This window comes from Pontibacter burrus, assembly GCF_010686685.1.
GTDB lineage: Bacteria > Bacteroidota > Bacteroidia > Cytophagales > Hymenobacteraceae > Pontibacter > Pontibacter burrus.
In genome coordinates this window covers 118358-133724 of sequence record NZ_JAAGWD010000003.1, presented here as the reverse complement: position 1 = coordinate 133724, position 15367 = coordinate 118358, and the positions used below count along the sequence as shown (strand labels likewise).

Genomic DNA, 15367 nt, shown 5'->3' with positions numbered 1-15367 from the left:
CGGCTTACCTAATTATGAAGAAAACCACAGAGAGCCTTCGCTCTAAAAACTATAAAAAAGAATTTGTAAGCACTTTTCCCGGTGACGATAGTGGCAACCTAACGCCTCGACAGACCCCGGGTGTACTCTATAGTAAAGCCATTCCTACGCCTGTTGAGAAAGTAACCCTGCTTGCCTGGTCTGATGAACTGGCAAATGAACTGGGCATTCAGAAGCCAACAGACCAGCAGGAGATTGATATACTGGGAGGCAACCACGTAACCGACACCATGTACCCTTACGCTGCCTGTTACGCCGGGCATCAGTTTGGCAGCTGGGCCGGACAGCTAGGCGATGGTCGTGCTATCACCTTAGGAGAATGGGAAACTATAGATGGCAAAACATTCGAACTACAACTAAAAGGAGGCGGTCCAACTGCTTATTCGCGCAGGGCTGATGGGCGTGCGGTATTGCGCTCCTCGGTGCGGGAGTACCTGATGAGCGAAGCCATGCACTACCTGGGCGTGCCAACTACACGTGCGCTAAGCCTGGTAAGCACCGGCGAGCCTGTGCTGCGCGACATGTTCTACAACGGCAATGCGGCTTACGAGCCGGGAGCTATAGTTATGCGCGTGGCACCTAGCTTTTTAAGGTTTGGCAATTTCGAAATGCTGAACGCCCGCAAAGAAACCGAAAACCTGACAAACCTGTTAAACTGGACGATTGACCGCTATTATCCGCACCTGCAGGGTGAAAACAAAGTGCTTGACTGGTTTAAGGAAGTGGTTGAACGCACCGCTAGTCTGATGGTGGATTGGCAGCGTGTAGGCTTTGTGCATGGCGTAATGAACACTGATAATATGTCGGTGCTGGGGCTAACGATTGACTATGGACCTTACTCTTTTGTAGATGACTATGATCCGGACTTTACTCCGAACACCACCGACCTTCCGGGCCGACGGTACGCCTTTGGTAAACAGCCTGGTATAGCTTACTGGAACTTAGGTTGCCTTGCAGCAGCGCTGTTACCATTAATCGGGAAAGATCAGCTGATGCCTGCACTGGAGCACTATAAGGAAATTTACTGGCAGAAGTATTACCAGATGATGGGCAAAAAGCTAGGTCTTGATAAGATAACCAATGCCGACACGGAGCTGGTGACACAATTTGAGCAAACGCTTACCGCTATCAAACCCGACATGACGATCTTCTACCAGCTGCTGATTGATCTGCCACTGTACATGGCAAGTGCTGAAGAAGTGACTGAGCACTTTAAAGACAGCCTGTATAACGACCTGACACCGGAGCAAAGCGAGCAACTCTATAGTTTGATTTCCGCTTACCTGGAGCGACTTAACCGCAACACCTTTACGCGAAAGGCATCGCAGGAGCTGATGCGGAAAACCAACCCACGGTTTATACTCCGCAACTACCTGCTTCACCAGGCCATAGAAGAACTGGAACAAGGTGATAACACGCTTTTCCTGAAACTACAGGATGCCATGAAAGATCCTTACAGTAACCGGTTCGATGAATTCTTCCAGACGCGCCCGGAATGGGCCACCCAGAAAGCCGGTTGCTCTATGCTTTCGTGCAGTTCGTAAACTATAGTTTCAGTTAAAAATATAAAGTCGCTCCTGCAACCCGGGAGCGGCTTTTTTTATAGTTCATACTTTACAACCTGAGGCAACTTTAGTTAAAGTTTTGTTAAAGTATTTCAGGTGGTGCAACCTCTCTCCCATCTTTCACTCTTTTTCAGCAGGCAACAATAAGAGGTCCAACTATAAACCGGGCAGCATTGTCCATTTTCAGACGAATTGCTGTTCGTTTTCAGACACCAGGAACTTGAAACAGATGAAAGCACCAAACTATCATTAACATAAAATACTGGTAATCAAACTTCTACAAACATGGCACGAGAGTTGGAATGGCCGGATTTAAACTTTCTGAATGACCACAATACCAAGACGAAACAACTATAACCACACTTATCTAAAACTATGAAGAATTTATTACTCCCACTTTTACTGCTTGTGTTCAGCAGCCTTAGTGCGCAACAGGCAACTATAAAAGGTACCGTGCAGGACGGAGACAAGAAAGCCGTAGGCTATGCCAATGTGTTGCTGCTTCGTGCCGCAGATTCGTCGCTGGTAAAAGGTGCCTTGTCTGAAGAATCCGGTGCTTTTTTGTTTGACGGAATAGAAGCCGGAAAGTATAAGATTGCAGCCAGCATGGTAGGCTATGCCCGCATCATGAGTCCGGAGATAAACATTACCACCGCATCCGGACCAGTGCAGGTGGCACCTCTTATTTTAATGCAGAACAGCACTGCCCTGAATGAGGTGGTAGTTGAAGGCCAGCGCCCCCTTATTGAACAACACCTGGACAAGACTGTTCTGAACGTAGAAAACAGCATTGCCGCTGCCGGAAACACTGCACTGGAAGTACTGGAGAAAGCACCGGGCGTTACCATTGATCAGAATGATAACATCTCGATGCGCGGCCGTGGTGGCGTAATTGTGATGATAGACGGCAAGCAGGTACCTATGACCGGCTCAGAGCTTGCCAATGTGCTGCGCGGCTTATCAGCAAACTCTGTAGAAAAGATCGAGCTCATTACAAACCCGTCCGCTAAGTACGACGCAGCCGGTAATTCCGGTATCATCGATATCAAACTGAAACGCGACAAGAGCCTGGGCACCAACGGAAACATTTCCACTTCATTCGGGCATGGCGATAAGTTTAAAACTAACCAGGGACTGCAGCTAAACCATCGTACAAAAAAACTGAACCTGTTCGGCAACTATAACTATGTATTCCGCGACGATTATACCCAACTGGATATTTACCGCAATTTTCTGGCTGAAGATAAAAGCATTACCGGCACTTACGACCAACGTAACCGCTTCGACTTTCAATTTGAAACCCATAACGCGCGTGTCGGCGCCGATTACTTAATCACCCCGAAAACTATAGTTGGCGTAGTGGGCAGTGGCTACCTGACCGATATAAACAGGAAGAACCGCAATTATGCCGATGGCCGCGATAACATGGGCGCAATCGACTCTACATTTATTACGAACGCCACTGCCGGCCACGACCGCCGCAACTATGGCATTAACTTAAACCTTAAACATACAATTGATACTACAGGAAAAGAGTTGACTGCTGACGTAGACTACATTTCTTACGGCAACACCGATTTCCAGAACTTTGATACCAGAACCTACACGCCGGAAGGATCCTTGAAACGCAGCCCGGCACTCCTGTACGGCACCCTGGATGGCGAACTTACGATCCAATCTGCTAAAGTAGATTACGCTCAGCCACTTACAAAAATTAACGGTAGACTGGAAGCCGGGATTAAGAGCAGCCTGGTAAGTGCCGACAATAACCTGGAATTTTATAACCGCAGCAATGGTGGCAACGTGTTCGATACGGATAAGAGCAACCACTTTCTGTATGACGAGAACATTAATGCAGCTTACCTGAACGCATCGCGCACCGGCGAAAAAGTAAGCGTGCAACTGGGCCTGCGCCTGGAAAACACGATAGCCAAAGGCGAGCAACTAGCCGAAATAGTGGATGAAGACGAGCGTTCCTTTGATAACAACTATACGCAGCTTTTCCCGAGCGCCTTTGTAGGCTATACCATGAGCAAAAAGCACAACCTGGGCCTATCGCTGAGCCGCCGCATTAACAGGCCATCTTATAACCAGCTGAACCCATTCAAAAACTACCTGGACCCTAGCACTTATTCATCCGGCAACCCATATTTGAACCCAGAGACTTCTTACGCCTTTGAGTTTACCCACACGTTTGACCAGCGCATTGTTACCAAGCTGAGCTATAGTTACACTGCTGATGTAATTGTGCAAGTGCTACAGCCTGAAGTTCCTGGCAGCAAAATCGTGAAGCAGTCATTTGAGAACCTGCCGAGATTCGATTACTATGCCATGTCTGTAACGGTGCCTTTTTCAATTGGCAACTGGTTTAACAGCACGAACAATGGAACGCTGTTCTATAGTTTGTATCGTGGTAACCTGGCCAATACAGACCTGCGCAACGGACAACCGAGCTTTAACATCAACTCCAACAACACCATTCAGTTTGGTAAGGGATGGTCAGCTGAAGTGGTTGGGGTTTACCGTGCTGCCGAAGCTTATGGTTTTATGGATGTGGAGCAGATCTGGTTTGCCTCTACTGGCGTGCAGAAACAACTATGGGACAAGAAAGCCAGCCTGAAACTGAATGTAAGCGATGTTTTCTATACCAACAAAACCACTGGCACCACCTTTACCAACACCTACACCGAAACCTTTAACCAGAGCCGCGATTCGCGTGTAGCAACGCTGAGCTTTAACTATAGATTTGGTAAGCAGCAGGTAGCGCCGGCGCGCCGCAGAACCGGTGGCGCCGAAGAAGAAAAGAACCGTGCCGGAAGCTAAGAGATAGTTGTTTGTTTTAGTTTGTAATGCAGAAAAGCCGCCCCATAGTCAGGAGCGGCTTTTTTGTTGCAGGTAACAACTATAGCTCAGAGCACTAGTTGCTGAAAAAGTTTATGCAGCGTTTCATTGGCATCCACGCACAACCCTGGATGCACCGCCGATGTCTGAACAATGGTGCTTCGTGCGGCAGTCAGCCACCGGAAACGCTCGGCAATGCCTAATTCTCCTATACGTCCGCCCTGCTTACGGCCACAGCAAATGCGCTCAAAAGCCTGAAGTCGTGCAAGCAACTCATCCAGATCCAGGTCCGGCGCAAAAGCCAGCAGGCGGTTTTCGTTTAAGGTATACAATGTGTGCAGAAAGCCCTGATCGCGGCAATACAGAATAACGCCCACATTCAGGAACTCCTCGCGCTCTACCCGGGGCACCACCCGGATAACAGCATACTCAAATAAGTGTTTTCCTTGCATGTTGGGCTTCGTTGGTAAAGATTTCGGAATGAGCAATACGGGTGTTTAGGAAATGTGCATAGGCTTGTCGGTGTTCGGCTGCTGTCTCAAACGGCGACTCAACCTGCTCCAGCCACTCGTCTGGCACAAGGTCAACTATAGTCTGGATCTGTTGCGGGGTAAGTATTGCTTTGACGGCGGCATCAGCAGTTTCCAGTTCGGTAGCCTGAGGCAACAGCACGTGGTCTTTTATATTGGAAAACGGTCGTTTGGCCTGCTCTTCCCAGTTCTGCCAGGCATGGTGGAAGAACAGCGATGCACCATGGTCGATCAACCATAGTTCTTTACGCCACATCAGCATGTTGGTATTGCGCGGCGTCCGGTCCACGTTCGTGATGAGGCTATCCAGCCACACAATTTTAGATGCCTGTTCCTCATCTATCGTTGTAACCAGGGCATCGTAAGTAATGGCGCCGGAAAGGTAATGCAGGCCCAGGTTAAGGCCTTCGCTGGCGCGTAGCAGGTCCTGTATTTCTTCGTCTGGTTCGGTGCGCCCAAAGGCTTCATCCAGTTGTATAAAAACGATTTCGGGCACCCTGAAGCCAAGTAAACGGGCAATTTCCCCGGAAATAAGCTCTGCTATAAGTGCTTTAATCCCCTGCCCTGCTCCCCTGAACTTGAGCACATACATAAAGTCGTCGTCAGCTTCCACGATGGCAGGCAGCGAGCCGCCTTCTCGCAAAGGCGTAACGTAGCGCGTTACCTGCACCGTTCTGATCTGTGGTTCCATAGTTCGTTCTGTAAAATATACCTGAGCAACCTATACGCAGGTTGCCGGCAAGCGCCCGAAGTTAACCTGATTTTCTGAAATTTGCAGGTATAGTTGCGCTGCGCGATGCTAAGTTGGTTTAACTGGTAGATATCAAATATTGCAAACTATAGTTAGGAATCGGGATCAGAAAGGAGCAAAAACCAAAAGGGCTGCATCTATAGTTTAGATGCAGCCCTTTTGTATATAGAATTGATCAGCTTCTATTCCTGTAGTTCAAAGTCGCAGGTAACGGTAGGGTTAAATGGTGCGTGCATTCCTGATGGATTGTTTTGCCATACCCACGCATGCAATTGATAATTTGGAAATCCTGGGCCACCATAGTTTGTCTCCGGATCATTCCGGTGATCATCATAAACCTGCGTTCCAAGCACAGGTGGCTCATCGTTCACTGCATCCCAGGCTTCAGCAACCACCAGAAACTCAACTGCTACAAGCTTCATTTTACCGTTTTTTTGCGGTTCATAAACCAGGGCTTCCGGCTGCGATGGATCAACTAAACCATCAACTAAATTACCGTTCACATAGTGGTGCCCCATACCACCTGCCGGACTTGAGATACAAGGGCTTGACAGCACGTAGCCAGCGGCTTCGGCCACTTCTACTCTGTGGAAGCGTGCGGTGGCCCTACGTACTTCCGCTAATGTTTTATTATGCAAAGCTGAATTATTACCCTTTGCCTCGCCTATAGTTGATGCAGCAAGTGGTGAAGGTTCTTCGCCTTTATCAGCCTCGCAGCCAACTACAAACGCGGCAGCAGCCATTAGTGCAATTCCCAGTAACTGATTAAAATGTTTTCTCATAGCTTTTTGTTTTAAACACGAAATGATAACCTGACAGTCAATTCCTGCGCAATTAGCCAGATTTAAGTCATAGCTATAGCGCCCAATGGTAGCCAAAATTTACTGTGCCTCTGATGGCAGATGCATAGCTTTAGTTCAGGGTGATGAGAGGAGTAGGAGTAATTGAACTTAGTAGAGAGAGTATCTGCTTCTACGGCACTATATAAATAAAGTATAAAAATACACTGCAAGAGTCTTAATAATTATGATTAATAGTGCTCAAAAGAACAGATTATACCCTTTATTATATTTGGCACGTACAAAAACTATGATTTGTGTAAAGTATAGTTCAATTGAAGTATACTTTGCTGAGTGTAATTAAAGAATAAAAACCATGAAAAAGATAATAGCAGCAGGTGCTGTAGTCCTGGGATCATTAGGAATGATGGCCTGCGATAGAACAAACAACACAGATACCAGCCTGGAGGCAGATGACAATAAGGTGGTAGTAGACCGCGACTCAGTGCCTACCGAATATGAAGTGACTGAAACAGTAGTTGAATACGATACTACAACCCGAACCAAGAAAGTCGACACCAATATCGATAAAGATAAGGACAGGGATCGGGATAGAGATTAAGCTTTATCAACTATAAAAAAAGAGCAGCTTTAAACGGGCTGCTCTTTTTTTGGAGGCTGTAAAATAAACTGTGTCAAAGGATTAGGAGTATTACCTTTAACACAGTCAACATGGAAGACAACAACTCACTGGATCTAGAGAAGATCAAGCGCCAGTTTCTGGAAGAGTTCCGGAGTGGCAAACCCACCTTTGGCAAAGACGGCGCCCTAGGTCCCTTGTTAAAACATTTTTTAGAAGCGGCTCTTGACGCGGAAATGGAGGTGCACCTGTCAGATGAGCAACGGCAGCAAGGCAACCGGCGCAATGGTAAAGTGAGCAAGCAGGTGCGCACCTCAGACGGGGTGATCGAGGTGGAGAGCTCCCGGGACCGTTCTTCAAACTTTGAGCCCCAGATTATCCGCAAGCGGGAAACGGTGCTGGCTGAAAACCTCGAGCCACGCATTTTGAGCATGTACGGTCTGGGCATGAGCCTTCGGGACATCTCTTCACACCTAAAGCAGATGTATGACATGGACATCTCCCATGACACGCTCGCTGCCCTGACAGAGAAGATCGTGCCCCAGGTCAAGGAGTGGCAGGCAAGGCCTCTGGATCCGCTCTACTGCATCGTCTGGTTAGATGCCATGCATTATAAAGTGCGCCAGGAAGGACGCACCATTTCTAAAGCCATATACAACATCCTGGGCATTGACCGCCACGGCCACAAAGAGCTGCTGGGCGTGTATATGTCGGAAAGCGAAGGGGCTGCCTTCTGGCTCTCTGTACTGACTGATCTGCAGCAGCGGGGCCTAGCTGACATCCTTATTGCCTGCATCGATAATCTGAAAGGCTTTGCCGAAGCCATCACCAGTGTCTTTCCGCAGACCGAAGTGCAAAGCTGCATTGTCCACCAGATCCGCAATAGCATCAAGTATGTAGGCTCTAAAGACCAGAAAGAGTTTATTCGGGATCTCAAGCCCGTGTACCGGGCCGAGACGAAGGAACTGGCTGAGTTGAGGCTATTGGAGTTGGAGGAAAAGTGGGGCAAGAAGTACCCCAAGGTCATCGAGAGCTGGCAGCGCAACTGGGACAAACTGAGCACGTACTTTAGGTATACCGAGCCGATCCGGAAGCTGATCTATACCACCAACACCATTGAGGGCTTTCACCGTCAGGTCAGGAAGGTGACCAAAACGAAGGGGGCTTTTCCTACAGACATGGCACTGTTGAAGCTCATCTACCTGTCTCACCAGAACATCAGCAAAAAATGGGTCATGCCGCTAAGTAACTGGAGCCAGACGGCACAGCAGCTCTCGATCTGGTTTGGGGACAGGATGCAGCTGGATTTGAAGTGAGACACACTTCAAAAGGTTGGCCCTGTTGCTGTAAGGGTTCACACCACTACACCAACAGGGCCAGTAAATTGAAATATTGAAGTGACACAGTTTAAATTACACTCCCTTTTTTTATAGTTGATACAGGCAGATTTATTTCGCTGCCGTTCTCTCAATCTCGCGCAGGTTTTCCATTTTCTTGTTACGCAGGAAGCCGTTAATATCCTCGAAGTGCTCACGAATACGCTTGTTGCCAAATTCAAACACTTTGGTTGCCAACCCATCCAGGAAATCTCGGTCATGAGACACCAGGATTAAAGTACCGTCAAAAGCTTTCAGGGCATCTTTCAGAATATCTTTGGTTTTGATATCAAGGTGGTTGGTCGGTTCGTCCAGGATCAGCAGGTTTACAGGCTGCAACAAAAGCTTTATCATTGCAAGCCTGGTTTTCTCGCCACCCGACAATACTTTTACTTTCTTCTCAATCGTGTCACCGCTGAACATAAAAGCACCAAGTAAGTCTTTTACACGCGTGCGGGCATCTCCTACAGCAATCTCATCTATAGTTTGAAAAACAGTGAGGCTCTCATCCAACAACGAAGCCTGGTTCTGGGCAAAGTAGCCAATCATACTGTTATGCCCAAGCTGCAAATTGCCTTCAAAATCGATCTCGCCCATTATAGCTTTTACCAGCGTTGACTTCCCTTCGCCGTTCTTGCCAACAAAAGCTACTTTCTCGCCACGGTTTATAGTTAGAGATGCTTCTTTAAATACAACATGATCGCCGTACTTTTTGGTAAGACCATCAGCAATAACCGGGTAGTTACCAGAGCGCGGCGCCGGCGGAAATTTTACGTTCAGCGCCGATGTATCCACTTCATCCACTTCCACGATCTCCATCTTCTCCAGCATCTTCACGCGCGACTGCACCTGTAACGTTTTAGAATAAGTGCCTTTAAAACGTTCGATAAATGTCGTAATATCGGCAATCTCCTTCTGCTGGTCTTCGAACTGCTTTTGCTGTTGCTCCCGACGCTCTTTGCGCAACTGCAGGTAATGGCTATAGTTTACTTTGTAGTCGTAAATGCGGCCCATTGTTACCTCAATGGTACGGTTGGTAATATTGTCTACAAAGGTTTTGTCGTGCGATATCACGATCACTGCCTTCGCATTGTTCACCAGGAAATCCTCCAGCCACTGAATCGACTCGATGTCGAGGTGGTTGGTGGGTTCATCCAGCAGGATCAGATCGGGTTTCTGCAACAGAATTTTAGCCAGCTCGATACGCATGCGCCAGCCACCACTAAACTCGTTTGTCGGGCGGATAAAATCTTCACGGCTGAACCCAAGACCTTTCAGTGTCTTCTCAACTTCAGCATCGTAGTTAATCTCTTCAATCGAGTAATACTTCTCCCCTAACTCTGATACCTGCTCAATCAGCTTATAGTAGTCGTCGGAATCATAATCAGTTCGGGTTTCCAGTTGGCGGTTCAACTCATCCATCTGCGCTTTCATGTCCAGTACTTTGCCAAACGCTTTGGATGCTTCTTCAAAAACAGTACAATTGTCTTCGGTGAGCAGGTGCTGCGGCAGGTAGGCAATTACGGCATCCTTCGGAGCAGAAATTTTACCACGTGTAGGCTTGCCAACGCCTGCAATAATTTTAAGCAGCGTTGATTTTCCTGCACCGTTCTTCCCCATCAGGGCGATCCGGTCGTTTTCGTTGATGTTAAAAGATACGTTACTGAAAAGTGTAGAGCCATTAAACTCCACTGCTACCGCGTCAACTGAAATCATAAGTATAAATTTATGGCCGCAAAGATAGGTGTTATCTTTCTTTTTTTGAGGTGGAAAATATAGTTAGCACCCTTGCTTCGGAGAATAAGGAAAATGCAGCTCAAAAGGTTTCGTAAGTCAGTTCATTGGCAAAATATTAGATTGTCTGAATTAGGGTTTATGAGATTTAGTGGATTGATAGATTTAAGTTAACTTTTGGTGTAAGACAGGCACTTTAAAACTTCTGACAATATAACTCATCAACTTTCTCTCACTCCTAGCGCTCAATTTCAAAAACAGATGTAGAGATGTACTATTTTACCTCAAAGGGGTTGCATCTATATTTTCTCTTATGTCATTTCGAGTGTAGCGAGAAATCTATTACAGCCTATAGTTTACATCTATAGATTATATTTCTATAGTTGGCTATAGTTGCCACTTGCCACAAGCAGTTTATGCTATAGTTACCCCTTACCCTGGGAGCTTTACTAACCTATCGTTTCAATCCAGCTTTGGTGCGCTCACGGCCGCGGGGCCCCGTCTTCGGGCATCGCGCGGTGTACATTTCCTTTGTTCGTTCCTCACAATACCTACGGCACCAGAAATCTACAAGGCGCTCAACCCAAAGACTGAGATCTTTCGATAGCTATAGTTCTTAGTTCGATTAGCTATAGTTGCATTGCCTTTTCTTGGTAGTAGGCCCGTAGGGACAGGTCGCGACCTGTCCTTTCTTGAACTGCAACTATAGTACTATAGCTACAACTATAGTCGTAGCAGAAAAGTCCCCCTTCGAAGGAGGCAGGGGGATGACAAACCACAACTATAAAATCGTAGCTTCAACTATAGCAAATGCAGAGACTGTCCCCTTGAGGACAAGTGAGAACGGGAGTTCGAGACTTGCGAGTGTAGCTTATAGGGGTGTGTAAGCGCTAACTATAGAACTATAACTCAAACTATAGCACTAGCAGCATAGCTCCCCGCCTTAGACTACCGCAAAGTGAGTTCGAAGGTAGTGAGCCTAGCGCTGAAGGGTTAAAGGTGGACCAACCGCAACTATAGAACTAGAACCAGCACTGCTGCAATAACCCTATATGTAGGGAATTGAACAGGATTATAAAAAAATAAAAAAGGCACGAGTACGAACTCGTGCCATCTATATTAATTACCTAATAACATTTAACGAAATCAGTTCACTGCATCAAGCTCCTCGAATCTTGAATTCTTGCTGAGGAACTCCGGCACAATAGCCTTCATTTTCCTAACTGCTAACAGCTCATCACCATTCTTGCAAAGCGAAAGCAGTTCAGTAACATCGTTTACTACCTTACCATATTTGTACTCCCGCACTTTCGAGATCTTTATCTTATGGTGGTGTGTTGGTATCGTGGTCTCCTCCTCATTCAGCAATTCTTCGTAAAGCTTCTCGCCAGGACGCAGGCCTGAATACACTATATCTATGTCTACACCCGGTGTTAAACCTGCAAGCTTGATCATCTTCTTCGCCAGGTTCACGATCTTCACAGGTTCGCCCATATCAAAAATAAAGATCTCTCCGCCCTGCCCCATCGTACCGGCTTCCAGCACCAACTGTACCGCTTCGGGTATGGTCATAAAATAGCGGGTAATATCCGGATGGGTAACTGTGATCGGACCGCCTTTCTGTATCTGAGAACGGAAACGCGGAATAACCGAGCCATTAGAACCCAACACGTTTCCAAATCGGGTTGTAATAAAGCGTGTCTGCTTTTCTCCCACAACGCCATCTTTACCTGTTCCCTGGCTCACTTTATTCAGCGACTGAATATAAATTTCAGCAATACGTTTCGAGGCACCCATCACGTTAGTAGGGTTCACGGCCTTATCTGTAGAGATCATCACAAATTTCTCCACATCAAAAGTAATCGAAAGATCTGCCAGGTTTTTAGTGCCTAATACGTTGGTAAGAAGCGCCTCCGAAGGATTATTCTCCATCATCGGCACATGTTTATATGCAGCCGCATGGTACACATACTGTGGATTATACTCTTTGAACAGCGCATACATCCTATTAAAATTCTGAATGTCGGCTATGCATAGTTTCAGATCCGCCTCAGGATGTGCTTCTTCTATCTCTAATTGCAGCTCGTGAAGTGGAGATTCTGCTTGGTCGCAGATGATCACCATCTCTGGCTTATAGTTGAGTACCTGCCTCACGATCTCCGACCCAATAGAACCGGCACCTCCTGTTACCAGTACACGTTTGCCTTTAAGGTCACGGAACATCTGCTTATTTTCGATCACAATCGGCGGACGCTGCAATAAGTCTTCTATTTTCAGATCCTGGATCTGGTTCATGCGCAGCTGGCCTGACATCCATTCTGCTGTAGGTGGCACTGTGAGTACTTTTATGCCGAGCTCTACTGCTTTTTCGACCAGCTTTTTGTTAGAAGGAGCTTTCAGGTCTTCGCTCAGGATCAGTAACTTTTCTACTCCTAATGTATGGTGTAATCTACGGATATCTTTGCTACGATAAACGCGGATCTGCTGGATAGATTTATCTACTTTGCTTGGGTTATCGTCAATAAAACCTGCAATGTTAAAACGCCCCATGCCGCTCGTTTCAAGTGCCTGTTTTACCAGTAACGAGAAACCGTTCGCACCATAAATCAAAACGGTTTCTTTTACTCCGCCGGTGCTACGCTTGATATAATAGAACAGCGCCTTCGCTCCTATCCGCAGCATAATCAGCAGCGAAGAAGAGATGAAAAAGTTAACCAGCAGTACGACATAAATATTAACCGATCGCAAATGGAACATCGGACCAACAAAAATACCTACAGCCACTCCATAAATAACACTGGAAAGAAATACCGCAGAAAAGATACGGTAAATATCATCTGTGCCAGAATAGCGGATCAGGCCGGTATGAATGCGCATAGCATACGATACACCTAAATAAACCAGACAATACAATCCGACATAGATCGTAAAATGTCCGCGCAGCAGATCTGTAAATTCGAACTGACGAATGAGCAAAAAAGAAAAGACGAATGCCCAGCTGGTAATTACCTGGTCGATCAGCAGTATGATCCATTTAGGTAAAGACTTATTAAGTAAAAATGTTTTCATGTAAGGGTGAATAATGGCTTCTGCCATCAGTAATCAGATGACATGTTACGCAAGTTCTGTGCAATTGGTTAACACTAAATCAGTAAATTTAATGCAATTTCAAAAAGCGCTATCGATTCTGTCTAATCTTGTTTCTATAAGCTCCAAACACAAAATCTTGCTGCAAAAATACTAAACATCTGTAACACAAGCACTACCTTTCGTCACAATATCTTTAAATTAACGCCCTACGATCACGTATTATTATAAAAGTAAAAAAGGGCTGCAATTACTTACAGCCCTTTTACAACTCATATCACAGTTAATTAAGCTGTAACGTTTTCCAGATAGCGCTTCATGATAGTGGTTACACGCGCCAGGTCATCGGTAGTTAGATTGGAGCCAGAAGGCAGGCAGAGGCCATTGTTAAACAATTTTTCGCTGGTACCATCACCATAAAAAGGAGCACCCTCGAAAATTGGCTGTAGGTGCATTGGTTTCCATAATGGCCTGCTTTCTATGTTCTCTTTTCCCAGGGCCAACCGTATTTCTTCGCGATCTGTGCCTGAAGCTGGATCTACTAAGATTGTTGTTAGCCAGCGGTTTGAATAAAAATCGGATGAAGGCTCGTCCGGTAATATGATAGCGTTGTTACTGGCAAAAGTATCTGCATAGTAACTATAGTTCTGGCGGCGCTGCGCTACCCTCTCTTGCAGCACCTCCATTTGCCCACGGCCAATACCAGCGCAGATGTTACTCATGCGATAGTTGTAGCCAATGTGGGAGTGCTGATAGTGCGGAGCGTTATCGCGGGCCTGCGTAGCCAGGAAACGTGCTTTTCTGATCCACTCTTCGTTCGTTGAAACTAAAGCTCCACCACCAGAAGTAGTGATAATTTTATTACCATTGAACGAGAGTATGCTCATGGCACCGAAAGTACCCAACTTTCTTCCCTTATAACTGGAACCTAAGGCCTCAGCAGCATCTTCAACAACAGGAATTTCATACTTGTCAGCTATCTCCATAATACGGTCCATCTCAGCTGGCATGCCGTATAGGTGCACCACTATAATAGCCTTTGGCTTTTTACCTTTACTAACCCTATCCTGAATAGCTTGCTCCAGGTACTCTGGCGACATGTTCCAGGTGCGTTCTTCGCTATCTACGAAAACAGGCATTGCTCCCTGGTAGGCAATCGGGTTAGCAGAAGCAGAGAAGGTCATCGACTGGCAGATCACTTCATCTCCAGCCTTTACACCAAGTATGATCAGGGCCAGATGCAAGGCTGCGGTGCCTGAACTTAGCGCCGCTACATGTACCTCGTTACCTAAATAGTTTTCCAGGTCTTTCTCGAAGCCATCTACGTTAGGCCCCAGCGGGGCTATCCAGTTTGTATCGAAAGCCTCTTTTACATACTTCTCTTCCGTACCTCCCATGTGCGGGGAAGAGAGCCATATTTTGTTATTCATTTTGATTGCATTTTATGATTCTTGCCGGGTTGCCCACAGCTGTTGAAAAATCCGGAATATCCTTGGTAACGACAGAACCAGCGCCTATCTTACACCACTTTCCTATTGTCAGGTTCGGTATAACTATAGCCCCGGCACCAATGTGCGTTCCCTCACCAACTTGTACATTGCCACACAAAACTGCTCCCGGCGAAATATGAGCAAAATCACCAACGCGGCAGTCGTGGTCTACACTTGCACGTGTGTTAATGATGGCATGTTTTCCTACTAATGTACTAGCTTGTATAATTGCCCCCTGCATCACAACTGTACCCTCTTCAATTTCTGAGGTGTTTGAAACAGTAGCACTTTTAGCAATGGCTCTCCCAAACTGCACCTGCAATTTGTTAGCAACTCTCGCACGAATACCGTTATCGCCTATACTTATAATAAGTTCTGCATCTAGTTCCTGCCCCATGTATTTTCCTAACACCGAAGCACCATTTAATTCTTTAATAGCAGGATTATCATCAAACAGACCTGTAACAGGCATAGCCATACTTTGTAGTATGTCCATGATCACCTTAGCATGCCCACTTGCTCCAAATAAATACAT

Annotated in this window: 11 protein-coding genes; 4 read left to right on the top strand and 7 right to left on the bottom strand. The window is 46.4% G+C overall.

The window, feature by feature from the left end:
• Window positions 1–14 precede the first annotated feature (14 nt).
• Both GXP69_RS07930 and GXP69_RS07925 read left to right on the top strand, forming a co-directional pair.
• Window positions 15–1583 (top strand): protein adenylyltransferase SelO, encoded by a 1569-nt coding sequence (locus tag GXP69_RS07930; RefSeq protein ID WP_163914184.1) that lies wholly within the window; start codon window positions 15–17, stop codon window positions 1581–1583.
• Between the two features lie 396 nt (window positions 1584–1979).
• Window positions 1980–4427, top strand: coding sequence for an outer membrane beta-barrel family protein (locus GXP69_RS07925; protein WP_163914182.1), 2448 nt, complete (start codon window positions 1980–1982; stop codon window positions 4425–4427).
• 86 nt (window positions 4428–4513) lie between these two features.
• Here GXP69_RS07925 and GXP69_RS07920 read toward each other — a convergent pair whose 3' ends face one another.
• From GXP69_RS07920 to GXP69_RS07910, 3 genes are all read right to left on the bottom strand, one after another.
• Window positions 4514–4897: a DUF3037 domain-containing protein gene (locus GXP69_RS07920; RefSeq protein ID WP_163914180.1), complete on the bottom strand. Its 384-nt coding sequence runs from the start codon at window positions 4895–4897 to the stop codon at window positions 4514–4516.
• Window positions 4875–5666: a HipA family kinase gene (locus tag GXP69_RS07915; protein ID WP_163914178.1), complete on the bottom strand. Its 792-nt coding sequence runs from the start codon at window positions 5664–5666 to the stop codon at window positions 4875–4877. The genes GXP69_RS07920 and GXP69_RS07915 overlap by 23 nt, the downstream gene beginning before the upstream one ends.
• Before the next feature lie 242 nt (window positions 5667–5908).
• Window positions 5909–6508 (bottom strand): hypothetical protein, encoded by a 600-nt coding sequence (locus tag GXP69_RS07910; protein ID WP_163914176.1) that lies wholly within the window; start codon window positions 6506–6508, stop codon window positions 5909–5911.
• A gap of 373 nt (window positions 6509–6881) precedes the next feature.
• Between GXP69_RS07910 and GXP69_RS07905 the strand changes: the two genes are divergently transcribed.
• Window positions 6882–7127, top strand: a complete 246-nt coding sequence (locus GXP69_RS07905) for a hypothetical protein (protein ID WP_163914174.1) — start codon at window positions 6882–6884, stop codon at window positions 7125–7127.
• A gap of 110 nt (window positions 7128–7237) precedes the next feature.
• Window positions 7238–8461: an IS256 family transposase gene (locus GXP69_RS07900; RefSeq protein WP_163914172.1), complete on the top strand. Its 1224-nt coding sequence runs from the start codon at window positions 7238–7240 to the stop codon at window positions 8459–8461.
• 132 nt (window positions 8462–8593) lie between these two features.
• Here the strand turns inward: GXP69_RS07900 and GXP69_RS07895 are convergent, their stop codons facing one another.
• The 4 genes from GXP69_RS07895 to GXP69_RS07880 all read right to left on the bottom strand — a co-directional run bounded on the left by GXP69_RS07895 (window position 8594) and on the right by GXP69_RS07880 (window position 15367).
• Window positions 8594–10237, bottom strand: coding sequence for an ABC-F family ATP-binding cassette domain-containing protein (locus tag GXP69_RS07895; protein WP_163914170.1), 1644 nt, complete (start codon window positions 10235–10237; stop codon window positions 8594–8596).
• 1164 nt (window positions 10238–11401) lie between these two features.
• The gene (locus GXP69_RS07890) at window positions 11402–13351 is read right to left on the bottom strand and encodes a polysaccharide biosynthesis protein (RefSeq protein ID WP_235925622.1); all 1950 of its coding nucleotides are present in this window, start codon (window positions 13349–13351) and stop codon (window positions 11402–11404) included.
• Window positions 13352–13629: 278 nt separating this feature from the next.
• Window positions 13630–14772: a DegT/DnrJ/EryC1/StrS family aminotransferase gene (locus tag GXP69_RS07885; RefSeq protein WP_163914169.1), complete on the bottom strand. Its 1143-nt coding sequence runs from the start codon at window positions 14770–14772 to the stop codon at window positions 13630–13632.
• Window positions 14765–15367 carry an acetyltransferase gene (locus GXP69_RS07880; RefSeq protein WP_163914166.1) on the bottom strand — a complete coding sequence of 201 codons (603 nt, stop codon included), beginning with the start codon at window positions 15365–15367 and terminating at the stop codon, window positions 14765–14767. The genes GXP69_RS07885 and GXP69_RS07880 overlap by 8 nt, the downstream gene beginning before the upstream one ends.